Source organism: Streptococcus infantis, from assembly GCF_047464415.1.
GTDB lineage: Bacteria > Bacillota > Bacilli > Lactobacillales > Streptococcaceae > Streptococcus > Streptococcus infantis_AE.
Genome location: NZ_JASHBX010000001.1, coordinates 259,020 through 282,768, shown reverse-complemented (window position 1 = coordinate 282,768; position 23,749 = coordinate 259,020). Strand labels below are relative to the sequence as shown.

Sequence of the window (23,749 nt, the reverse complement as noted above, 5' to 3'; positions counted from 1 at the left end):
CTGTCACATTACCTTCTGGAATATCTACAGTTGGTGTGATTTTAGCTTTACCATTTTCATCAGCTACGCCTTCACCAATCTTGTTACCATCTTTGTCGAACAATTCTACCTTAGTGCCTGGTTCTGCGCTCACTTCAACTGGTGTCTTAGTTCCTGCTTTACCTGTAAGATCTGTATCGACAACTGGTTTGCTTGGTTTCGCTGGAGTTGCTGCTGTGGCTTGAACTGGATCACTTGCGTCTGATGTTTGACCATCTTTCGTTGCTTTAACAGTTACTGGGCCTGCTGGAATATCAACTGTTGGTGTAATAGTTGCTTTACCAGTGTTATCAGCTGTAGCTTCACCAATCTTGTTGCCATCTTTATCGTAGAGGGCTACTGTAGATCCTGGTTCTGCTGTCACTTCAACTGGGGTCTTAGTGCCGGCTTTACCTGTGAGATCTGTATCGACAACTGGTTTAGATGGCGCTGTTGGAGCTTTAGTGACAAATTCTGATAATGGTTTTTTATCTGTAGAACCATCTGTGTATGTTACGACAAGATTTCCATCCGCATCTTTTGTGACTGATTTAATCTTACCATCTTTATCAACTGGAGTATCTTTTGCGATATTCGCATCGTCATTGTTCTTGTTGTACTCAAGTTGTAATTTTTCTTTAATTTTATCTAACTCAGCGTCTGTTACCTTAGTTGGATCTGCTACTTCAACTTTGTCAGTTGGAGCTGGAGTTGCAATATCGTACTTATCTGTTTGAGATTTAACGATGAATTGAACATATCCTGGAGTCTGAGTTGCATTTGGATTTTTATCTAATGCATTAAAATCTGTATTTGATGGTGCATTATCATTGTCATTAGCAACAACAAAGCTTGTCCATCTGTTTGGAGCTTTAAGTGTTGTAACACCTGTCATCTTGATAGTAGCTGTAGAACCTGATACAGTACCATCACCATGAGTGACTGCTGAATTCTCGATTTTTCCAGTTGTAAAGCCGTAATTTGCCGTATTATCTGTTCCAATACCACCAGGACCACGTACATACATATCTTTAACAGCAGTATTGTCTGATGCTTTAAATGTTAGATCAGTGTTTTCACCTGTATAAACATAGATTTGTTTATTAGCTTGATTTGAGTATGGAAGTTCAACTGTTGGTGCTACGTTTACAAATTCTGACAATGGTTTCTTATCTTGAGAACCATCTGCATATGTTACTACAAGATTTCCATTGTCATCTTTTGTGACTGATTGAATCTTATTAGTTTTATCAGCTGGTGTACCTTTTTTGTCTGCTAAGTTCGCATCATCGTTGTTTTGAGAGTACTCAAGTTGTACTTTCTCTTTGATTTTAGCTAGCTCAGCTTCGGTTACGTTAGCTGGATCTGCTACGGTAACTTTTTCGGTTGGAGTAGCAATATCATATTTTTGATTTTGTGGCTTAAGCACGACACGGAATGCACCTGGGTCAGTTGCAGTTGAGCCACCTGTGGCTTTATTTTCAATAAGGGCACCATCAGTATCAGTCGCAGTGGCATAACGCCAGCCTAAAACCAAACCAGCTGGATTTTCTCCCTTAGTTGCTGCAGTTAGTCTATCTTGTGTCAAACCATCTGTCGCTGCTGGTGTACCTCTATAAGTAATGACTGCTGGTGCATCTGCTGTTGCTGGTGTTTCACTAGAGATAACATTTGCTTTAAATCCATATTGAGTGTTGATGGTATCTGCTTCGCCAGCAACAGAACCAAAGTCTTTGTTACCGCCTTGTTTTACAGTAGCACTTGCAATTTTTCCGCTATCATCTTTGAATTTGATATCGAATGAGTTTTCTTCTCCACCGTATACATAAACTTCTTTAGTATCTTTATTAGAGTAAGGAATCTCTACTGTTGGAGCTACATTTACAAATTCTGATAATGGTTTTTTATCTATTGAGCCATCTGTATAAGTTACTACAAGATTTCCATTGTCATCTTTTGTGACTGATTGAATCTTATTAGTTTTATCAGCTGGTGTACCTTTTTTGTCTGCTAAGTTCGCATCATCGTTGTTTTGAGAGTACTCAAGTTGTACTTTCTCTTTGATTTTAGCTAGCTCAGCTTCGGTTACGTTAGCTGGATCTGCTACAGTAACTTTTTCGGTCGGAGTTGCAATATCATATTTTTGATTTTGTGGCTTAAGCACGACACGGAATGCACCTGGGTCAGTTGCAGTTGTGCCACCTGTGGCTTTATTCTCAATCAGTGCACCGTCTGTATCAGTTGCAGTGGCATAACGCCAGCCTAAAACCAAACCAGCTGGATTTTCTCCCTTAGTTGCTGCAGTTAGTCTATCTTGTGTCAAACCATCTGTCGCTGCTGGTGTACCTCTATAAGTAATGACTGCTGGTGCATCTGCTGTTGCTGGTGTTTCAGTGGAGATAACATTTGCTTTAAATCCATATTGAGTATTGATGGTATCTGCTTCGCCAGCAACAGAACCAAAGTCTTTGTTACCGCCTTGTTTTACAGTAGCACTTGCAATCTTTCCGCTATCATCTTTGAATTTGATATCGAATGAGTTTTCTTCTCCACCATATACATAAACTTCTTTAGTATCTTTATCTGAGTAAGGAATCTCTACTGTTGGTGCTACTACTGGAGCTGCTGGAGTTGTAGCTGTAACTGGATCACTTGCTACTGATGTTTGACCATCTTTAGTAGCTTTAGCTGTTACATTACCTGCTGGAATGTCAACTGTTGGTGTGATTGTTGCTTTACCATTGTTATCAGCTGTTGCTTCACCAATCTTGTTGTTGTCTTTATCGAACAACTCAACTGTAGTTCCTGGATCAGCTGTAACTTCAACTGATGTCTTAGTACCTGCTTTACCTGTTAGATCTGTGTTCACAACTGGTTTGGCTGGGGTAACTGGTTTTGGTGTTTCCCCTTCAACTTCAAATGTAATCGTAACTTCTTGTGGAGCTTGTTTGTAGTGAGCTGGATAGGTTACAACTACTGTTTTTGTATAAGTACCTGGAGTTGTAGCAGTTGGTGCTTGACCGTCTTTCCACGCAAATGTTGTTGCACCACGGTAGTTATTTGGGAATTCTGGTGTTCCAGCTTTATTGGTTACATAAGTAGCTGGATCTGCAGCAAAACTTCCACCAACTTTGGCAGTGTACTTTTCTTTAACTGCAACTGCTTGGAATTTTGAACTTGCTTCATCGATATAGTTATCTGTGAAACCAGTCATGATGTTTGTTCTTCCACCAACAAGCCCTGTTCCTTGCATACCTGCAACATAGTCAAGCGGCTTAGACATATCCAAGATTGGTGTGTCATAGGTAATAGTCCACATAACATTACGAATTGCGTTATTATCAGCAGTCATCGTATAGAGTGCTTGTGAACGTGCAGCGGTTTGAGCTGCAACTGCAGCTTCATTGCCCTTAATTGCTGGATTTTTAGTATCTTTATAAAGAGTCGTCAAACGTTTGATCATTTCATCGCCAGTATAGGTATTCATGCGACCTTTCTGACCCATCAAGTAAGATCCATCATTATTTTTCCAGTAATCACGACTATTAACTACTTTTCCGTTTTTATCTGTTTGAACAACTTTCCAGTTTGTTGGTTCACCTACAGAATCTTTCGGAATCGTAAAGTAAACATAACCACTGGCTGCATTTCCTTTACGGCCTGGGTTATCAAGAACTGTCCAATGGATAACATTATTAGCCTTGTCTACTTCGTAGCTAATTTTAACATAACCTTCGACATCTTCTTTATTGGTATAGTCAAGGTTTTCAGCACCTTCTGATGCTCGTGGTGCTGTTGAACGCGTTGCTGTAGCGCGCGCCGCACGTGCATTACGTGGTTTAGCTACTTGAGAACCATCCTTGATAGTTTGAGCCGCTGACAAGTTTGTACTTGATCCATCTGCAAAAGTCACAACTACTGAACCGTCTGCTTGGACTTGAACATCAGTTGCTGTAGGGTTTGCTGCCTTAACAGCTGCTACAACTTTTGCTTTTTCTTCATCAGTAAGTGCTGATGGATCGTATACAACAGTCAATTCTGGAGCTTGGATGCTGTCTGCTTCCTTAGCTTTTTCAGTTTTCTCAGTTGCTGCTACTGCTTCTTCTTTAGAATTTTCAGTAGTTGTTGCTGGTTTTTCAGCTTTTTCCTCAGCCACTACTGTAGCTGAAGCCACTGGTGTTGATGGAGCTACTTCTACAGCTGGCGCTGCATAAGTTGGGTTTTCTTCAGTTATAACTGGCTTAACCCCCTCTGTTGTAGAGCTAGTATCTGGCTTAGCTTCTACCGTATCTGCTTTGACTGATGGAGCCACCAAAGTTGCCCCAACCGCAAAAACAAGCGAACAACCGAAAAGGAAATGTTTTCCTTTTTTGATCATACGCCAATTCTTTTGAGCTGCATTTTTACGATTAAAATACATGACATATCTCCTTTTTATAAATAAAAGCATGTTTTTTACATACAATTATATTATATAATGTCTTTGACAAATAGTCAAATAAAGCTCTTAATTTTTTTTAAGATTTTTTTGGTATATTATTTTCGTATTTCTTCTATATTCTTATTAATCTTTCGATTATTCTTCTTGATATTATACTAAGCTGGCTAATCGTTTCAACTGTATAAAAACGAATTTTGTAAATCTTGAAGCAGGGTCCCACTAGTATGGTCTTCAATCGGCATTGATGTAAAGACGATATTTTTTTATAGTAGTTTTTTAAGATGCAAGGATAATTTGTTCCTAAGCAATAATTTTTATGAATATTTTAAAGGAACATATCACATCAAATCTTAAAAGCAAATCCAAATGCAGTATTGTTTCTCTACATTGATAGTAGATAGTAATCTGTCTATAAATTCTTAGATCAAAATATCATAGTGCTTAGTCTATGTTACAAGACTTACATACCGCTAATCATATTGCAACTTAGGAACTCTTTCGAGTACTTTAAAACTACCTACTACGATTTTCAGAAGTTTAAAATTTAGGAGAAAGTTTTCATTGATAATATGGCAAATAGTTACAATAGCAAAATTATAGCCCTGCCCCTTTTGAAAATAAGGAACAAGGCCGTGGCTTAATCTTTTATGATCTACTTTTTAAAGGAAGGACTCCTGTTTTCACGATGTTAACTCTTTTTATTGGTCCAACTTTCTTCCACCATTGGAAGGAGATTTTTTAATACCTCTGGAACACCTTCCAGAGAAACATATCTAAACTTACCATCATCGGATTTAAATACCCAGATAATTAAATATTTGCCATTCTTAGCAATACAGTTTACTACATAGGCCTCATAGCCACCGATAGTTGATTTTGACCCCCATACCTTAGAAAAGTCTTGACTTTTCTGTTTAGATTCATAAATGCTAGTTGAAATTTGAACAGTTTCAAGCGCGGCATATTCACTTTCACTAATACCAAACTGCTCAGGTTTAAAGGTATTGAGAGTTACAATATTGACATCCGTTCCATCACAGTACTGAATGTCATCTCCACCTTCAATTTCTTTGAAATGAACCCATGATTTAGGAACTTTCACATAGCCATAATCATCTGAACCCACTACTTGCGTCTCTTCTGTCTGTTTTTGCGATGAACTAGACTCTTGACTTGAAGCTTCCTGAACACTTGAAGAGGCTTCTGTCTTTACCTCATTTATCTTCTCTGATTTGCTACAAGCAATTAGACTAAGACTACAAAGTAAAAGTGTAGATAAAGTTATTAGTTTTTTCATGATAACTCTCCTTTCACTTCTATTTTAAAGTATGAAGGGAAAAGTGTCAAAAAAATACTGTATTTTGAAAGTTTACAAAATACAGTAATTGATTTCTTATACTAGATGCCATTCTAACCTAGCAACTATTCTTCATCCATACTCAAGACGCTGAGGAAAGCTTCTTGTGGTACTTCTACGGATCCGATGGCTTTCATGCGTTTCTTACCAGCTTTTTGTTTTTCGAGAAGTTTACGTTTACGAGAAACGTCACCACCATAACACTTGGCAAGAACGTTCTTACGAAGGGCTTTAATATCTGTACGCGCGACAATCTTATGTCCAATAGCTGCCTGGATCGGCACTTCAAACTGTTGACGAGGAATGATTTTCTTAAGCTTATCAACGATGAGTTTCCCACGTTCGTAGGCAAAGTCCTTGTGAACGATAAAGCTGAGAGCATCCACCTTATCACCATTAAGAAGGATATCCATTTTCACCAGCTTAGATGGACGATACTCTGACAACTCGTAGTCAAAACTTGCATAACCGCGTGTCGAAGATTTTAGTTTATCGAAGAAGTCAAAGACAATCTCAGCTAGTGGGATTTGATAGATAACATTAACACGATTGTCATCGATATAATCCATGGTCACAAAGTCACCACGTTTGCGCTGAGCGAGTTCCATCACTGCTCCGACGAATTCTTGCGGTACCATGATTTGTGCCTTAACATAAGGTTCTTCGATAGTTGCAATCTTTGTAGGATCAGGAAACTCGGATGGATTAGACACATCCATAGACTCACCATCAGTTTGATTGACTTTGTAAATAACAGACGGAGCTGTCATGATGAGGTCGATGTTAAACTCACGTTCCAAACGTTCCTGAATAACATCCATATGAAGAAGTCCAAGGAAACCACAACGGAAACCAAATCCGAGTGCTTGAGAAGTTTCAGGTTCAAACTGAAGACTAGCATCATTCAATTGCAATTTTTCAAGAGCTTCACGAAGGTCATTGTATTTATTTGACTCGATTGGATAGAGACCTGCGAAAACCATCGGATTCATCTGCTTGTATCCTGAAAGTGGTTCGGTCGCTGGATTTGTCGCCAAGGTTACTGTATCACCGACACGTGTGTCCTGAACAGTCTTGATAGAAGCCGCGATATAACCAACGTCACCCGTTGCTAGGAAATCACGCCCAACTGCTTTAGGTGTGAAAATTCCGACTTCAGTTACATCGAAGGTTTTACCATTGCTCATGAGCTGAATCTTATCACCAGGTTTGACTACTCCATCCATGACACGAACTTGGAGGATAACTCCACGATAGGCATCATAAACTGAGTCGAAAATCAAGGCTTTCAATGGTGCTGACACGTCACCAGTTGGGGCTGGTACTTTTTCGACAATTTGTTCGAGAATTTCTTCGATACCGATACCCGCCTTGGCTGAAGCCAATACTGCTTCGCTAGCATCTAGACCAATGACATCTTCGATTTCTGTACGCACGCGCTCTGGATCTGCTGCTGGTAGGTCAATCTTATTGATAACTGGAAGGATTTCCAAATCATTATCCAAAGCAAGATAAACGTTTGCTAGAGTTTGAGCCTCAATCCCTTGGGCAGCATCAACGACCAAAATAGCACCTTCACAGGCAGCTAGGGAACGTGAAACCTCATAGGTAAAGTCCACGTGTCCAGGTGTGTCAATCAAGTGGAAGATATAAGTCTCACCATCTTTAGCCGTATAATTAAGCTCGATAGCATTAAGCTTGATAGTAATTCCACGCTCACGCTCTAAATCCATACTATCAAGAAGTTGGGCCTGCATTTCACGACTGGAAACTGTCTCTGTCTTTTCCAAAATACGGTCTGCTAGTGTTGACTTTCCATGGTCAATATGGGCGATAATAGAGAAGTTACGAATCTTCTCCTGTCGTTTTTTCAATTCTTCTAAGTTCATCATTCTCTTCCTTTCAGGGTATCTATTAATTATAAATTGTTTTTAACATTTTGACAAGACCATACCCTGCTAGGAGTACTAATCTTCAGCAACAAAGCCGTCATTTTCAATGAAGTAATGTTCTGTCATACCTTGGTTGGTAAAGACAATACCGTGAAGGACACCACCGTAAACAGCTCCTCCATCCATTCCAATCTTACCGTCTTCTGTAATCCAAAGTTCAGATGTACCAGGTTTTTGATCCAACAAACCATAGACTGGTGTATGTCCAAAGACAATGGTTTTTCCAGTATGATTAGCTGCTTCGTGGAATGGTTTTCTGAGCCATACCTTCTTATAATCGGTAGTATCATGCCAATCATCCAAAGTCAAATCAATACCGGCATGAACAAAGATATACTTATCTGTTTCAATGACAAAAGGCATCTGACGAATAAATTCCACTAAGTCTGCTGCTTCTGTTTCAACACGCTTTGCATCTGCTACTCCATCTACTGGTGCATCTAGTGGACGGCCTAAAATGGAATTAATGGTTGTATCCCCACCATTACGACGATAGTGGTCATAGCTTTCTTCAGGATTATCCAACCAAGTTAAAAACATATACTCGTGGTTCCCTGATAAGCAGATAGCTCCTTGGTTATCTACTAAATCCTTGACCATTTCAAGAACACGGCGGCTATCTTCTCCTCTATCAATCAAATCTCCAAGAAAAAGTAATTGAGTCTTGCCATCCCATGTTTTAAGTAAATCTTCTAACATTCCAGCTTTTCCGTGGACATCACCAATTACATAATAGTCTGTCATTTATTTCTCCTTACTTTGTAATAATTCTCTCGCTTGAGTCAATGCTGCTTCTGTCACATTCTCCCCAGCCAACATCTTAGCGACTTCTTCAATCCTTTCCTCAACTGTCAACAAGCGAACTGTTGAAACGGTCGAATGTTCATTGCTAATCTTTTCGATGAAGAACTGATAATCTGCAATCGCAATAACTTGAGGAAGGTGAGAAATAGCTAATACTTGACCGTGTTGCCCAATTTTATGAATTTTTTGCGCAATAGCTTGAGCTACACGACCTGAAACTCCCGTGTCCACCTCATCAAAGACGATACTGGTCTTACCTTCCTTACGGGAAAAGGCAGACTTGATAGCTAACATCAAACGAGACAACTCTCCACCAGAAGCTACTTTTACCAATGGTTTAAAATCTTCTCCAGGGTTGGTTGAAATGTAAAATTCAACACTCTCATTACCTTCGCGACTGAATTTTCCTTGACTAAAACGAACTTGAAATTGTGCTTTCTCCATGTATAGGTCTTGCAATTCTTGCTTGATTTCAGCTTCTAAGTCCTGCGCTATTTTATGGCGAGCTTGAGCAACTTGACCTGCTAGATCCACAAGATTTTTTTCAAGTTTCTTGAGTTCGATTTCCATATCTTCAGAAGATAGATTATTTCCGGTTAGAAGATTGTATTCGTCTGTAATCTTGGCAAAGTATTCAAGGACATTATCTACACTACCACCATACTTACGGGTAATGGTGTGAATCAAATCTAGTCGGCTTTCAACCTGCATCAGACGATTACCATCAAAATCTAAATCATCAATAATGGATTCCAAGCGCTTGGTGATATCTTCTAGAACATAATAGGATTCAGAAAGGGAGTTTGAAATCTCACGATACTCTGGATCGAACTCTTCAAGACTTTCCATATCATTCATGGCCGAACGAACATTTGCAAGGCTTGAAAATTCTTCATTATCAAGCATACTATAAGCATTTGTTAAAGTATCGGCGATATGTTTATGGTTAAGAAGTTTGTCTCTTTCTTGATTAAGGGCAATATCTTCACCCGCTTTCAAATTAGCTGCTTCAATCTCAGCCATCTGAAATTCCAACATTTCAATTCGAGCCTTGTGTTCCTGCTGATTTTTTTTGATGTCAAGTACTTGCTTGCGCATACGGCGGTAGTTATCGAAGCTCGTCTGATAGGCTTCTTTTAATTCAAAGAAAGAAGCATCCCCAAACTCATCCAACATCTGGATATGTCGATGTGGGCGCATTAACTCCTCTTGGTCATGTTGACCATGGATATCAACTAGCTGTTGACCAATCGTCCTTAATACTGAAAGATTAACCATCTGTCCATTGACACGACTGATGCTCCGACCGTTTTGTAAAATTTCGCGACGAATAATGATTTCATCACTCAATTCTAATCCTTGTTCATCAAAAATTTCTTCTAGCGCGCGGTTACTTTCAATTGAAAAAAGACCTTCAATTTCCGCTTTTGGAGCCCCATGACGAATAACTTCTGTTGTAGCTCGAGCTCCTAACATCATATTCATAGCGTCAATAATGATTGATTTACCCGCACCTGTTTCACCAGTTAAAACTGTCATCCCTTGTTCAAAGTTCAAAGAAATTGATTCGATGATAGCAAAATTTTTAATCGAAATTTCCAGTAACATATAATCCTACCAATTTTTAACTTGCTCAAAAATATCCTTGGCTGTTTCTTCACTTCTCAATACCATCAAGATGGAATTATCATCAGCAATACAGCTAAAAATTTGGTCAGAAAAAACAGTCATCAACTGACTCTTGACGAAAATAGTATTTCCTGGAATGACTTGCAAATTGATCATATGCCCCATGCGTTCAGCATGAATAATATTGTTTTCTGCCAACTGCAAGCTTCTAACGATTGATTTTGGTAATTCATAGATGTAAGTATTGTCCTTCAATGGAATTTTTACAATACCTAATTCTTTAATATCTCGGGAGACTGTTGCTTGAGTAGCAGAGATACCCGCTTCTCTCAAGTGTTCAACGATTTCTTCCTGGGTACCGATTTGATAATCTGTAACAAATCTTCTAATCTTCTCAAGTCTCTCTTTTTTATTCATCTTTAAATTCTCTATGTGCTTTCTCCACTATTTTTTCTATTTCAGAAGTAACCTGATTGATTGCGTGATCTTCTTTTCGCAAATAGGCTAAAAACTCGATATTCCCATGACCACCTTGAATAGGAGAATAGTCCAATCCTAAGACTGAAAATCCTTCATCAACTGCCATTTTAGTAACTGATTCTAAAACATTTTGGTGAACTTTGGCATCTCTGATAATTCCATTTTTACCAATCTGTTCTCGACCAGCCTCAAATTGAGGCTTAACTAGAGCAACAACCTGCCCTTGATCAGCTAAAACTCGGTGCAAAGCTGGCAGAATAAGGCCTAAGGAAATAAAACTGACATCGATACTGGCAAAACTTGGTTCCTGATTAAAGTCGGTCTTTTCAGCATAACGGAAATTAAACTGCTCCATACTGACAACACGAGGGTCTTGACGTAATTTCCATGCCAGTTGATTAGTACCAACATCAACTGCAAAAACTTGTTTAGCGCCATTTTGCAACATGACATCCGTAAAACCCCCAGTTGAAGCCCCGATATCAATGGTCGTTTGTCCCTCAACTGATAGATCAAAAATATCTAGTGCCTTCTCAAGTTTCAAGCCACCACGACTAACATACTTTAGTTTCTCGCCCTTGAGTTTCAACTCTGTATCGTCAGGAATTTTTTCTCCTGGTTTATCAAATCGTTCGCCATTTAAAACAGCGACTACCAAACCTGCCATAACACCTCGTTTGGCTTGTTCTCTCGTTTCAAATAAACCTTGTTTGTAAGCTAATACATCTACTCTTTCCTTAGCCATTGATTCTCAAACTTTCTACTATTTTCACAATTGGTTCCTTATCAAAGCTCACGACTTGGCTAATCTCTTCAAGTTTCGCATTAGCTTGATCCAAGGTTTGATTGCAAAATGCTATCGCCTGATCTAATCCCAACAAAGCAGGATAGGTTGACTTCTCGGCCTGCAAGTCTTTCTGGGGTGTCTTGCCAATTTCCTCAAAACTTGCTGTAACATCAAGCACATCATCTCTCACTTGGAAAGCAAGACCAATCAACTCGCCAACTGTTTTAAGCTGTTTTTGAAGATTTTCATCCAATCCAGCAATGATAGCAGCAGCTTGGAAAGGAAAGGCTAAAAGTTTACCGGTTTTATTAGCATGAATGGTCTGAAGTTCTTCTAGACTTAACTGTTGACCTTCACCTTCCATATCTAAAACTTGTCCAGCTACCATCCCCATGCTTCCAGAAGCAAGGGATAAATTAGCTATTAAATCAACCTTTGTTTGACTGGGTAAATCAGCTTGAGCAATTAAAGCATAGGGATCCAAAAAAAGCGCATCCCCTGCTAAAATAGCTAGAGCTTCACCATACACCTTATGGTTGGTCAAACGCCCTCGACGAAAATCATCATTATCCATAGCAGGAAGATCATCATGGATCAAACTTCCTGTATGAATCATTTCTAGTGCCGCTGCAACTTGAGCATGTTCCTGAGTGATAGGCACTTGCAAGGAGTCCAAAACTTCTAAAAGTAAATATGGACGAATCCGTTTACCACCAGCATGGACGGAATAGAGAACAGCCTCTCTTAAACTGGATGCAAATTGTTGGTCGCCATAAAAGCCTTCAAGAGCTGATTCGACCAAAGCTAGTTTTTCCTGCTTGTTCATACCAGTTCACTTTCTGTTCCATCTTCTTGCATCACCTTGACCAAGGTCTTTTCAGCCTTATCAAGTGTTGCCTGCAATTCTTTGGATAAGAGCATTCCTTTTTGAAATGCAGAAATAGCATCTTCCAAAGCAATTTCACCATTTTCTAAGCTTTGAACAATCGTTTCAAGTTCTGCTAGATTTTCCTCAAATTTCTTTTGTTTTGACATCTCTTACCTCTAATTCTACTTGACCGTCTCGCATCAACAGTGATACTTGGTCATTTTCTTTCAAATCTTTCGCAGAAGCGACTACGACTTCTCCTTTTTTGACAATTGCATAACCTCTGGCTACAATTCGACAAGTATCTAGCATAAGGAGAGCTTCTGATAGGCGTTTTACTTCTGCTACTTTTGCATCATAGGTCACAGCCATCTGGCTTCGCAGCAGTTTCTTTAATTGCTGGATATGATCCTGATAACGCTGGATTTTGATGATTGGTGATAATTGTTCCAAACGGTGGACTTGTTCTTGCACCTTTTGTTGATTACGAACCAATTCAGCATTCAATCCTTGCTTCAGTCGTAGCTGTAATTGATCTAAGCGTTGTAGATAACCGTCATATAAACGCTCTGGTTGTCTGAAGATGACTGATTGACTGAGGATTCTCAAAGCTTCTTTTTTCTTTGACAAGGTATGCTTAACCGCTGTAGTCATGCGTTTTTCTTGATTCTGAAGATAGGTCAAAAGATCTAACTTAGTTACTGGTGTAGCGAGTTCAGCAGCAGCTGTCGGCGTTGCCGCTCTCTTATCAGCAACAAAATCAGCCAAGGTGACATCTGTTTCATGACCTACACTCGAAATAATCGGTAAACGAGATTCAAAAATTGCTCGAACTACAATTTCTTCGTTAAAGGCCCAAAGATCTTCAATGGAACCTCCCCCACGGCCAATAATCAGTACATCTAAGTCATCTCGTTCATTGGCTCGAGTTATATTACGAGCAATTTCCTCTGCAGCACCCTCACCTTGAACTTTAGTAGGATATAAGACAATTTCTACACCAGGGAATCGTCTACTGACTGTAGTAATGATATCTTGAATCACAGCACCACTTCGACTGGTCACCACACCTATTTTTTTTGAAAATTGTGGTAAAGATTGTTTAAATCGCTCTTGAAACAAACCTTCTTCTGCCAGTTTCTTCTTAAGTTGTTCAAATTGGATAGCCAAGGCACCAACACCATCTGGTTCAGCTTTTTCAATGATAATCGAATAACTTCCGCTTGGCTCATAGACCTGGACACGACCAACCACATTGATCTTCATACCTTCTTCCAAATCAAAACCTAGTTTCTGATAAATACCTGACCAAATGGTTGCCTGAATAACTGCACGATCATCCTTAAGAGAAAAATACTGATGCGTTGGACGCTTGCGGAAGTTAGAGACTTGACCAGTTAAATAGACCCGTTCCAAGTAGGGGTCTTTATCGAATTTCATTTTTAAATACTTGGTCAAAGTTGTAACCGATAAATACTTTTCCATCTCTACCTCCTTCTTTTCTCTAGTTTTTCCTGGGTATTATTATACCAAAAATATGCTTAAAAATCTTTAATTTCCACCTAGAATAGTGAAAATACAGGGAATTTATGTGCGAAATTATTTCTTACTATTTTTGCCCCTTGAACAGAAAAAAGCCCTTCGGATAAAATCCGAGGGGCTTAAAACTTGTTTAATTAAGAGCCGAACTTTTGAGTTTCAAGGTTCGGGATAAAATAGTTCACTGAACTATTTTATTTCTTAAGGTTGTAGAATGATTTCAATCCACGGTATTCAGCTACTTCACCAAGTTGATCTTCGATACGAAGCAATTGGTTGTATTTAGCGATACGGTCTGTACGTGAAAGTGAACCAGTCTTGATTTGTCCTGCGTTTGTTGCAACTGCGATATCAGCGATTGTTGAATCTTCAGTTTCACCTGAACGGTGTGATACAACGGCAGTGTAACCAGCTTCTTTCGCCATTTCGATAGCGTCGAATGTTTCAGTAAGAGTACCGATTTGGTTAACTTTGATAAGGATTGAGTTAGCAGCACCTTCTTCGATACCACGTGAAAGGTAATCAGTGTTTGTTACGAAGAGGTCGTCACCAATCAATTGAACTTTACCACCAAGACGTTCAGTAAGAGCTTTCCAACCTTCCCAGTCGTTTTCATCCATACCATCTTCGATAAGTATGATAGGGTATTTGTCAACCAATCCTTCAAGGTAAGCGATTTGTTCTTCAGCAGTACGAACAGCAGCGCCTTCACCTTCGAATTTAGTGTAATCGTAAACTTTGCGTTCTTTATCGTAGAATTCTGATGATGCACAGTCAAATCCGATAAATACGTCTTTACCTGGAACATAACCAGCAGCTTCGATAGCAGCGATGATAGTTTCTACACCATCTTCAGTTCCGTCGAAACGAGGAGCAAATCCACCTTCGTCACCAACGGCTGTTTCAAGACCACGACCTTTAAGGATTTTCTTAAGAGCGTGGAAGATTTCAGCACCCCAACGAAGAGCTTCTTTGAATGTAGGTGCACCAGCAGGTACGATCATGAATTCTTGGAAAGCGATTGGAGCATCTGAGTGAGATCCACCATTGATGATGTTCATCATTGGAGTTGGAAGAACTTTAGTGTTGAATCCACCAAGGTAGCTGTAAAGTGGGATTTCAAGGTAGTCAGCAGCAGCACGAGCTACAGCGATAGACACACCAAGGATTGCGTTTGCTCCCAATTTACCTTTGTTAGGAGTACCGTCAAGAGCGATCATAGCACGGTCGATAGCTTGTTGATCACGTACATCATAGCCGATGATTGCTTCAGCAATAATGTTGTTTACGTTGTCAACAGCTTTTTGAGTACCAAGACCACCGTAACGAGATTTGTCACCGTCACGAAGTTCAACTGCTTCGTGTTCACCAGTAGAAGCTCCTGATGGAACCATACCACGTCCATGAGCACCTGATTCAGTATATACTTCTACTTCAAGTGTTGGGTTACCGCGTGAGTCTAGGACTTCGCGAGCGTAAACATCAGTAATAATTGACATTTTTTACTCTCCTTTGAGTTAAATTATTTTACACCTCTATGATACATCAAAAAGATACCTTTTTCAAGAAAAAACGTTATTTTTGTGCAAATTTTCCTTAACTTTGTTAAGTAATCGCTTTCTTTTCCGCCTTATCTATAGACTTTTATGATATACTATATTTATGACTGATATATCTAAACAAATATTAGAAAAAGCCAATGGTGGACTTAAGTTAAATCCAGACGAACAAAGACGTTTTCTTGGTACCTTTGAAGAACGTGTTCTTGGCTACGCTGAACTCGCTACTGCGAATGATGTCAAATTTCAAAAGGCATTTTTAACAATTTTAGAGACTTTTAAAAAAGAAACCGAACCTCTTTTTGTCAAAATTTCTCCTCAAGTAGTATTTGACAAACAGGTCTATTATTTAAAACAAGCCAAAGATGCTGACTGCCAAGCAACCATCGTTTCTGAAGAACATAACTCTTCTCCTTTTGGTCTAGTTATCCATAGCGATGCTCCTGTTCAAACAAATGAAAAAGACCTCAGAAAGGCCTTTTCAGACTTATGGTTGGAAAAAGAGAGTAAAGCTCCTACTTCTCTCTGGAAAAAATGGTTTGGTTAATTTTTTTCAAAGCTAAGACTTGACCGATGTTTGCAGCTGTATTTTCTAAGTAGACAGCTGCTTTTTTTAAACTCTCTTCCAATGGTTCGCTTTTTTCTAGTATGGAAAAAGCAGCGACGATATTCTCAAATGGTAAGGGAGGTAAATCATCTGCCAAACTACCACAAATAGCAAGAACTGGAACACCCCTAGGTGTTCTTTTTGCTACACCGATGGGAGCTTTACCGGCTAAACTTTGTGAATCCAGTCTACCTTCGCCGACAATCACTAGGTCTGCATTAGTCACTTTTTGATCGAAGTTTATCAAATTTAAACAAGTTTGAATACCAGATACAATCTCTGCTCCAGCAAAGGCACACAAGCCAGCTGCAATCCCACCGCCTGCTCCTGCACCATCCAATTGTAAAATTTCAGGTGCAACTTTACCATAAAAGTTTTTAATTGCAACATCAACTTCTTGAAATTTAGATGGATCCAATCCCTTTTGTTTCCCAAATGTAAAGGTAGCACCATGAGGTCCACAGAGAGGATTGGTCACATCGGCCAGTATTTTTATATTTACATCAGAGGGAATTTGAAGTACTCTTTCCTTCGAAATCTTTCTGATTTCAAACAAAGATTGGCCACAAGCCTTAAGTTCCATTCCATTTTTATCATAAAACTGATAACCAAGACCTGATGCAATCCCAAGTCCGCCATCGTTACTAGCTGTACCACCAACACCAACGTAGATATCTTTAATCCCTTGGTCTATTAAATGCAGAATCAGTTGAGCAATTCCCTCTGTTTGAATTGCTATAGGATTTCGTTTTTCAATAGGAATTTTAGCAAGACCTACTAAATCTGCAACTTCAAAAAGAGCTAGTTTTCCTTTTTGAAAGTAAGGCATTTGAACCTCATCACCAAAAGGACCAGTAACCTGTACTGTTTTCTCTTCCAAACCTAGAGAACTTTTAATGGCGTCTACTGTTCCTTCACCTCCATCACCAACGGGTAAAAGTAAACACTCCACGTTAGGTATGGCCCTTTCGAATCCTCTTTTTATAGCTTCTGCTACTTGTTTTGCAGGTAGACTCTCCTTAAAAGAGTCAGGTGCTATAACAATTTTCATACACTCATCTTTCTAATCAAAGGAAATCTATCAGATTCAATACTTTTGTTAAATCTCTATCTTCAATTTGAAGGGGAATTTCCTCTTTCACGATTTCTTTGGCACAGAAGCCAATGCCGATTCCAGCTCTCTTCAACATCGCTAAATCATTAGCACCATCTCCAATAGCAATTGTTCTATCAATTGGTACCTCTAATTCATCAGCCCATCTTACTAGGGTTTCTTTTTTAACTTCTCTGCTGATAATAGGACCAACAAGATTTCCAGTTAAATGGCCATCTCTGATTTCCAGTTGATTAGCAGCAAATAATGAAATCCCTAAATCTTTTGCTATTCTTTCAACAACAGGTGTAAATCCACCCGAAACTAAACCCACTTCTATCTGATTTTTTTTTAGAGTGTTAATAAATATCATAGCATTTTTACTAAGATGTAGTTCATGATAAATCTTATCAAAAGTATCTACAGATAATCCTTTTAATAAAGAAGCTCGTTTTCTCAAGCTTTCTTCAAAATCTAGTTCTCCCCTCATAGCTTGAGCTGTTAGAAGGGCTACTTCTTCTTCACAATCTGCCTCTTTCCCTAATAAATCAATAACCTCTTCTTCTATCAGTGTCCCATCTACATCCAGTACACAGAGTCCTTTAATTTTTTTCATATAATTGCCTTACTTTCAGAATCTCAAAAAATCGTATGAAGGTATCATACGATTTTAACTATTTAGTTTGCTAAACTGTGATACAAATCAAGATATGACTTGCAGGCTGTATCCCAAGAGAAATCACATTCCATAGCTTGAACTTGCATATTTTTCCAAACATCAGGATGGTTGTGATAAACATCCAAAGCTGTTTGCAATGCCCAGTTGAGCCAGTATGGAGTTAGGTTGTTAAAGCTAAAGCCTGTACCTGTTCCTTCAATTGGATTAAAGGCTTGAACAGTATCTCTAAGTCCACCCACCTCGTTTACTAAAGGAAGTGTACCATATCTCATGGCCATCATTTGTGAAAGTCCACACGGTTCAAAACGACTTGGCATGAGGAAAATATCACATGCTGCATAAATCTCTTGAGCTAATTTCACATCGAAAGTAATATTGGCAGAAAGTTTTTCTGGGAATACTTGACTAAACCAAGAGAAAGCTTGTTCAAATCCTGGATCTCCAGTTCCCAAGAGAACAATTTGAATATCCTCTTGAAGCATACGATGCAGGCTTTCAACTACCACATCAAAACCTTTTTGACGAGTTAAGCGAGATACAATACCAATCATTGGTACATCAGAACGTACTGGAAGACCAACTTTTTCTTGAAGTTTTGCTTTATTTTGAGCCTTTCCTGACAGATCATTTTTATTAAAATGATAGTCAAGTAAAGCATCCGTCTCTGGGTTGTACAAATCTGTATCTATACCATTAACAATACCTGAAACCTTACCAGATTCCATACGAAGAATTTGATCAATACCGCAACCAAACTCTGTAGTCATGATCTCATAAGCATAACTCGGTGACACGGTTGATACACGGTCTGCATAGAGAATCCCTGCCTTCATCCAGTTAAGGCAATCATTCCAACGAACTGTTCCATCAGCATAACGTTCGAAACCAACTCTAAACAAGTCCCAAAGCATGCTTTCAGAGAATTGACCTTGAAATTCCAAGTTATGAATGGTCAAAACAGTCTTGATTCCTTGGTAGGCTTGAATCCATCTGTATTTTTCTTTTAACAAGAACGGAATCATTGCTGTATGATAATCATGGGCATGAAGAACATCAGGGATAAATCCAATACGCTCCATAGCTTCTAGGGCTGCAAGTTGGAAGAAGGCAAAGCGTTCACCATCATCAAAATCTCCATACACATGTCCGCGGAAGAAATAATATTGATTGTCAATAAAGTAGAAAGTAACACCGTTTAAAACAGTTTTCTTAATTCCACAAAATTGTCTGCGCCAACCAACATAGACTTCGAATTGAAGGACATCTTCGATCTGATCACCAAACTTGGCTTCAACCATGTCATAGTATGGCAGGATAACAGCAACTTCATGCCCAGCTTTTACTAATGATTTTGGAAGTGCTCCGATAACGTCTCCCAATCCACCTGTTTTTGAAAAGGGAGCACCCTCTGCTGCTACAAATAAAATTTTCATGAAAGGACATCCTCTGTTACTTTTTCGCCTTTTTTGATGATAACAGGATTTTCTGCTGTACCTCGAATAACAACTCCCTCAGCTATTTCAGCACCCTTATCTACAATTGCATACTCAACTTGTGCACCTTTACCAACGATAACGCGAGGGAAAATAAGAGACTCTTTAACCAAGCTATCTTTATTGATTCGAACATTACGCGAAATAATAGATTTATCCACTTCACCTTCAATGATACTACCAGAAGCAAATTGAGATGTGTTCACTTTTGAACCTGATGCATAGTAGGTAGGTTCTTCGTTTTTAACTTTAGTATGAATTTTTTGATTTGGTGAGAACAAAGAGTAGAATTTATGCTGATCAAGCATATCTAGATTCGCTTGATAGTATGTTTCTACTGAATGAATATTTGCTAGGTAACCTGTATATTCATATGCAAAAGCACCTTCTTTTGCTGCCAAATCACGAAGAACATAGCGTAATTTTTCTGGATATTCTTTTTGAGCTTCTTCTTCTAAACGTTTAATCAACCATTGAGTGTCTACTACAAAGATATCTGTCGACATGTTGTAGTATTCTTGGTCTGATTTTTTATCAAAGAGTTTGTGAGAAAGCACATGGTCAGTTTCATCAATATCAAGGATTGCATTTACTTCAGAAATGTCCTTCTTAGGTAGTTTCTTATAAACTACTGTAATCGGTGATTTTGTTGTATTATGCAAATGGAAAACTTGATTGAGATCGATATTCACTAAAACATCACAGTTCAAGGAAACGGTTTGGTCTGAACCTGAACGTTTTAGGTAAGTTAAAAGTTGTTGATAGTACTCTTTACCAACAGTGCTACTTTCTACACGAGTATTGTAGATTCCAAGATAGTAGTGGCTAAGAAGGGTATTTAAGCCCCACTCACGACCTGAACGAATATGGTCAAATACAGAGCTGATGTTATCTTGTTGGAAGATTCCAAAGATACTACGAACCCCAGCATTTGCTAAACTTGAAAGTGGGAAGTCAATCAAACGATACTTTCCTCCAAATGGCAAACTTGCCACTGGACGGTTACTTGTCAAGGTTGACATATCATGGAAACCAACGGTATTTCCTAAAATCGCTGAATATTTATCAATCTTCATCTGTTGCTACCCCCACTACTTCGTTATATCCGACTACTTGTACTTCTTCTGTACCATCAATTTCAACACCATCGGCAATAATTGCACCTTCACCGATGATTGCACGTGTAATTTTAGCACCTCTACCGATAACTGCTCCACTCATGATGACAGAATCAACAACTTCTGCTCCCTTACGAACTTGAGCAGTTGTAGAAAGAATAGAGTGTTTCACTGTACCATTTACGTAACAGCCGTCCACTACAAGAGAGTCTTCTACTTGAGCGAATTCTCCAAGGAAGTTTGGTGGAGCGATAAGGTTACGAGAATAAATTTTCCATTGACGGTTACGGCTATCTAGAGCATTTTCTGGAGAGATGTACTCCATATTTGCTTCCCAGAGTGATTCGATAGTACCAACGTCCTTCCAGTATCCATTGAACTCATAAGCATAGACACTTTCACCAGTTTCAAGATAATTTGGAATAACATTCTTTCCGAAATCAGACATATCTAGGTTAGCCTTTTCAGCAGCAACTAGCATGTTGCGAAGTCGTTTCCAGTCAAAGATATAAATCCCCATTGATGCCTTGGTTGATTTTGGTTGGGCAGGTTTTTCTTCGAATTCAACAATGCGATTATTAGCATCTGTATTCATGATACCGAAACGGCTAGCTTCTTTTAGTGGTACATCCAAAACAGCAACTGTCAAGCTGGCATTGTTATCCTTGTGTGATTGGAGCATATCATCATAGTCCATCTTGTAGATATGGTCTCCTGAAAGAATCAAAACATACTCAGGATTGATGCTGTCGATATAGTCGATGTTTTGGTAAATGGCATGACTTGTACCTTCAAACCAACGATTTCCTTCACTTGCAGAGTAAGGTTGAAGGATAGAAACACCTGAATCAATTACATCAAGACCCCAACTAGAACCATTACCAATGTGGCTATTGAGAGCTAGTGGTTGATACTGTGTGATAACCCCAACATTATGGATACCAGAGTTGGCACAGTTTGAAAGAGCGAAGTCAATGATACGGTAGCGCCCACCAAATTGTACGGCAGGTTTAGCAATGCTTTGAGTGAGTTTACCGAGACGAGTTCCTTGCCCACCGGCAAGGATTAAAGCTAGCATTTCATTCTTCATTTTCTACTCCTTTTTGAGTTTTATTAGCGACTTTCTTAGTAGGTTTTATGCGACGTTTGATTTTCCAAATACTTGCTCCCATAGCTGGCAAGGTAAAGGTCAAAGTCTGCTCATAATCCTTCCACAATCCTTCTTGAGTTTGAACAGTTTGGTTATGCTCTTTCCACACACCACCCCATTGTTCCAACTCTGTATTCCAAATTTCTTCATACACACCTGCAACTGGCAATCCAATTGTGAAATCAGGACGTTCGACTGGTGCCATATTAAAGACACAGACTAACATTTCACCCTTCTTGCCTTTTCGGATAAAGGAAAGAACACTCTGATCTCTGTTATCCGCATCAATAATTTCAATACCGTCATAGCTTGTATCAATTTCCCAAAGACAACGGTGGTCTTTATAAAGCTGATTCAACTGTGATGTAAAGTACTTCATCTTGGCATTCATCGGATCTTCTAGGTTAGACCACTCTAATTGCTCTTCGGATTTCCACTCTAGGAATTGACCAAACTCACTACCCATGAAGAGTAATTTCTTACCAGGGTGACAAATTTGATAAGTGTAGAGGTTTCTCAAACCAGCAAACTGATTGTAACGATCACCCCACATCTTATGCATCATACTCTTCTTACCATGTACAACCTCATCATGTGAGAATGGTAGGAGATAATTTTCATTAAAGACATACATGAAGCTGAAAGTTACAAGATTAAAGTCATACTTGCGGTAAATTGGATCTTCTTCGTAGAAACGTAGGATATCATTCATCCAACCCATGTTCCACTTGTAGTCAAATCCAAGTCCACCCATTTCCTTCATGCCAGTAATCTTGGTACCTGAAGAAGACTCCTCTGCAATCATCATAACATCCGGATGAGCTAGTTTAATAACGTCGTTCAAACGTTGTAGGAAATAATAGCCTTCATAGTTGAGATTTCCACCGTCTTTATTTGGTGTCCATGGAGCATTGTCATAATCTAGATAGAGAATATTACTTACGGCATCTACACGAATACCATCTAGGTGATAGAAATCAATCCAGAACTTAATGCTTGAAATCAAGAAAGATTGGACTTCATTTTTACCGAGGTCGAAGTTGAGTGCTCCCCAACCGTAGTTGTTAGCCTTATTATGATCTTGGTATTCAAAAGTTGGTGTACCGTCGTAGTATGCCAAAGCATCATCATTGATTGTAAAGTGTCCAGGTACCCAGTCCACAATTACACCGATATTGTTGAAATGACATTCCTCAACAAAATCTTGGAACTCTTCAGGACGACCATAGGCATGCTCCAAAGCGAAGTAACCCATGAGCTGATACCCCCAACTCAAACCGAGAGGGTGAGCCATCAGAGGCATAAACTCGATATGAGTATAGTTCATCTCAACGAGATAGGGAATGAGCTCTTCTTTGAGTTGAGCAAAGCTATAAGGTGTTCCATCAGGATTTCTCTTCCAAGATCCTGCATGCACCTCATAAATGTTGACCGGTCTCTCAAAAAATCCCCAACGTTTTCTGCGAGCTAACCACAGACCGTCCTTCCATTTTTTCTCAGGAATTTCTGTTAAAACTGCTCCTGTTCCAGGACGAGCTTCATAGCGTACTGCCAAGGGATCAATCTTCATAAGCTGATGGCCATTAGCACGAGTAATATGATATTTATAAATATGTCCCTCTTGAGCTAAAGTTGTAAAAACTTCCCAAACTCCAGATTCATTACGAACCATGGGGATTTGATTTTCAACCCAGTTAGTAAAATCACCAACTAGATGGACAGCCTGCGCATTTGGCGCCCAGACACGGAATGTATAGCCATACTCACCGTCTCTTTCTTCACGATGCGCACCTAAATAGTGTTGAAGATGGAAATTTTCGCCACTAGTAAAAGTTCTTAAAGCCTCAAATTTATCCATTGAATCCCCCTTTTATTGTAAGCGTTTTCTATGTTCCTATTATACTATCTTTTAAGAAAACTTTCAACTAATTTCCGAATTCTACAAAAATTTTTTTCGAAAATCTTCATATATTTATCTTAACATTTCTAAAATTTTCATAAATGATGATAAGCAGTGGAATTTTCTATCAGCTACTGTTACAAGAATAACTTTCATTATCTATATATAAAATAACTCGCTTAAAAACTGAACGTTTTTATTTTTTGATAATATAATATTCGTAGATAACTCTTTTGATATAATTTTACCAAATTTTCTGAAATTTTCAATCATTT

At 38.9% G+C, this 23,749-nt stretch carries 17 protein-coding genes and 1 pseudogene; 1 reads left to right on the top strand and 17 read right to left on the bottom strand.

The features are described from left to right. The 11 genes and pseudogenes from QM460_RS01375 to eno all read right to left on the bottom strand — a co-directional run. Nucleotides 1–4,438, bottom strand: a pseudogene (locus QM460_RS01375) (hypothetical protein); the annotation flags it as partial. 709 nt (nt 4,439–5,147) lie between these two features. Then, nucleotides 5,148–5,756, bottom strand: a complete 609-nt coding sequence (locus QM460_RS01370) for a hypothetical protein (protein WP_414288937.1) — start codon at nt 5,754–5,756, stop codon at nt 5,148–5,150. A 125-nt stretch (nt 5,757–5,881) separates the two neighbouring features. Beyond that, on the bottom strand, nt 5,882–7,705 hold the full coding sequence (lepA, locus tag QM460_RS01365) for a translation elongation factor 4 (protein WP_049510208.1): 1,824 nt from the start codon (nt 7,703–7,705) through the stop codon (nt 5,882–5,884). Between the two features lie 78 nt (nt 7,706–7,783). After that, entirely contained in the window at nt 7,784–8,512 is a 729-nt protein-coding gene (locus QM460_RS01360) for a metallophosphoesterase family protein (protein ID WP_414288935.1), read from the bottom strand. Then, nucleotides 8,513–10,180, bottom strand: a complete 1,668-nt coding sequence (gene recN, locus QM460_RS01355; protein ID WP_414288933.1) for a DNA repair protein RecN — start codon at nt 10,178–10,180, stop codon at nt 8,513–8,515. Between the two features lie 6 nt (nt 10,181–10,186). After that, a complete protein-coding gene (locus QM460_RS01350) occupies nt 10,187–10,618 on the bottom strand; it encodes an arginine repressor (protein ID WP_049526273.1) in 432 nt (143 codons plus the stop codon). Then, nucleotides 10,611–11,426 carry a TlyA family RNA methyltransferase gene (locus QM460_RS01345; protein ID WP_311522734.1) on the bottom strand — a complete coding sequence of 272 codons (816 nt, stop codon included), beginning with the start codon at nt 11,424–11,426 and terminating at the stop codon, nt 10,611–10,613. The genes QM460_RS01350 and QM460_RS01345 overlap by 8 nt, the downstream gene beginning before the upstream one ends. Further along, a complete protein-coding gene (locus tag QM460_RS01340; protein WP_414288931.1) occupies nt 11,419–12,294 on the bottom strand; it encodes a polyprenyl synthetase family protein in 876 nt (291 codons plus the stop codon). Before QM460_RS01340 ends, QM460_RS01345 begins: the two co-directional genes overlap by 8 nt. Continuing rightward, on the bottom strand, nt 12,291–12,503 hold the full coding sequence (locus QM460_RS01335; protein WP_000043228.1) for an exodeoxyribonuclease VII small subunit: 213 nt from the start codon (nt 12,501–12,503) through the stop codon (nt 12,291–12,293). Before QM460_RS01335 ends, QM460_RS01340 begins: the two co-directional genes overlap by 4 nt. After that, nucleotides 12,481–13,821 (bottom strand): exodeoxyribonuclease VII large subunit, encoded by a 1,341-nt coding sequence (gene xseA, locus QM460_RS01330; protein ID WP_414288930.1) that lies wholly within the window; start codon nt 13,819–13,821, stop codon nt 12,481–12,483. The genes QM460_RS01335 and xseA overlap by 23 nt, the downstream gene beginning before the upstream one ends. 248 nt (nt 13,822–14,069) lie before the next feature. Next, nucleotides 14,070–15,374 (bottom strand): surface-displayed alpha-enolase, encoded by a 1,305-nt coding sequence (gene eno / locus QM460_RS01325; RefSeq protein ID WP_155173017.1) that lies wholly within the window; start codon nt 15,372–15,374, stop codon nt 14,070–14,072. A 163-nt stretch (nt 15,375–15,537) separates the two neighbouring features. On the opposite strand from eno, the gene QM460_RS01320 reads away from it, so the two are divergent. Beyond that, nucleotides 15,538–15,981, top strand: coding sequence for a DUF1694 domain-containing protein (locus QM460_RS01320; protein WP_414288928.1), 444 nt, complete (start codon nt 15,538–15,540; stop codon nt 15,979–15,981). Here the strand turns inward: QM460_RS01320 and QM460_RS01315 are convergent. The 6 genes from QM460_RS01315 to glgB all read right to left on the bottom strand — a co-directional run bounded on the left by QM460_RS01315 (nt 15,950) and on the right by glgB (nt 23,432). After that, on the bottom strand, nt 15,950–17,092 hold the full coding sequence (locus QM460_RS01315) for a glycerate kinase (protein ID WP_414288926.1): 1,143 nt from the start codon (nt 17,090–17,092) through the stop codon (nt 15,950–15,952). The genes QM460_RS01320 and QM460_RS01315 overlap by 32 nt on opposite strands. A 16-nt stretch (nt 17,093–17,108) precedes the next feature. Beyond that, nucleotides 17,109–17,750, bottom strand: a complete 642-nt coding sequence (serB, locus tag QM460_RS01310) for a phosphoserine phosphatase SerB (RefSeq protein WP_045763410.1) — start codon at nt 17,748–17,750, stop codon at nt 17,109–17,111. Between the two features lie 62 nt (nt 17,751–17,812). After that, complete coding sequence (glgA, locus tag QM460_RS01305; protein ID WP_414288924.1) at nt 17,813–19,246, bottom strand: glycogen synthase GlgA; 1,434 nt, start codon at nt 19,244–19,246, stop codon at nt 17,813–17,815. Next, nucleotides 19,243–20,382 carry a glucose-1-phosphate adenylyltransferase subunit GlgD gene (glgD, locus tag QM460_RS01300; protein ID WP_414288922.1) on the bottom strand — a complete coding sequence of 380 codons (1,140 nt, stop codon included), beginning with the start codon at nt 20,380–20,382 and terminating at the stop codon, nt 19,243–19,245. The genes glgA and glgD overlap by 4 nt, the downstream gene beginning before the upstream one ends. Next, on the bottom strand, nt 20,372–21,514 hold the full coding sequence (locus tag QM460_RS01295; RefSeq protein WP_070461087.1) for a glucose-1-phosphate adenylyltransferase: 1,143 nt from the start codon (nt 21,512–21,514) through the stop codon (nt 20,372–20,374). Before QM460_RS01295 ends, glgD begins: the two co-directional genes overlap by 11 nt. Then, entirely contained in the window at nt 21,504–23,432 is a 1,929-nt protein-coding gene (gene glgB / locus QM460_RS01290) for a 1,4-alpha-glucan branching protein GlgB (RefSeq protein WP_414288921.1), read from the bottom strand. The genes QM460_RS01295 and glgB overlap by 11 nt, the downstream gene beginning before the upstream one ends. Nucleotides 23,433–23,749 lie beyond the last annotated feature (317 nt).

Excerpts from the sequence above, each read along its gene's own strand:
- QM460_RS01370 (WP_414288937.1), bottom strand. The coding sequence starts at position 5,756 with ATGAAAAAACTAATAACTTTATCTACACTTTTACTTTGTAGTCTTAGT.
- lepA (WP_049510208.1), bottom strand. The coding sequence starts at position 7,705 with ATGAACTTAGAAGAATTGAAAAAACGACAGGAGAAGATTCGTAACTTC.
- QM460_RS01360 (WP_414288935.1), bottom strand. The coding sequence starts at position 8,512 with ATGACAGACTATTATGTAATTGGTGATGTCCACGGAAAAGCTGGAATG.
- recN (WP_414288933.1), bottom strand. The coding sequence starts at position 10,180 with ATGTTACTGGAAATTTCGATTAAAAATTTTGCTATCATCGAATCAATT.
- QM460_RS01350 (WP_049526273.1), bottom strand. The coding sequence starts at position 10,618 with ATGAATAAAAAAGAGAGACTTGAGAAGATTAGAAGATTTGTTACAGAT.
- QM460_RS01345 (WP_311522734.1), bottom strand. The coding sequence starts at position 11,426 with ATGGCTAAGGAAAGAGTAGATGTATTAGCTTACAAACAAGGTTTATTT.
- QM460_RS01340 (WP_414288931.1), bottom strand. The coding sequence starts at position 12,294 with ATGAACAAGCAGGAAAAACTAGCTTTGGTCGAATCAGCTCTTGAAGGC.
- QM460_RS01335 (WP_000043228.1), bottom strand. The coding sequence starts at position 12,503 with ATGTCAAAACAAAAGAAATTTGAGGAAAATCTAGCAGAACTTGAAACG.
- xseA (WP_414288930.1), bottom strand. The coding sequence starts at position 13,821 with ATGGAAAAGTATTTATCGGTTACAACTTTGACCAAGTATTTAAAAATG.
- eno (WP_155173017.1), bottom strand. The coding sequence starts at position 15,374 with ATGTCAATTATTACTGATGTTTACGCTCGCGAAGTCCTAGACTCACGC.
- QM460_RS01320 (WP_414288928.1), top strand. The coding sequence starts at position 15,538 with ATGACTGATATATCTAAACAAATATTAGAAAAAGCCAATGGTGGACTT.
- QM460_RS01315 (WP_414288926.1), bottom strand. The coding sequence starts at position 17,092 with ATGAAAATTGTTATAGCACCTGACTCTTTTAAGGAGAGTCTACCTGCA.
- serB (WP_045763410.1), bottom strand. The coding sequence starts at position 17,750 with ATGAAAAAAATTAAAGGACTCTGTGTACTGGATGTAGATGGGACACTG.
- glgA (WP_414288924.1), bottom strand. The coding sequence starts at position 19,246 with ATGAAAATTTTATTTGTAGCAGCAGAGGGTGCTCCCTTTTCAAAAACA.
- glgD (WP_414288922.1), bottom strand. The coding sequence starts at position 20,382 with ATGAAGATTGATAAATATTCAGCGATTTTAGGAAATACCGTTGGTTTC.
- QM460_RS01295 (WP_070461087.1), bottom strand. The coding sequence starts at position 21,514 with ATGAAGAATGAAATGCTAGCTTTAATCCTTGCCGGTGGGCAAGGAACT.
- glgB (WP_414288921.1), bottom strand. The coding sequence starts at position 23,432 with ATGGATAAATTTGAGGCTTTAAGAACTTTTACTAGTGGCGAAAATTTC.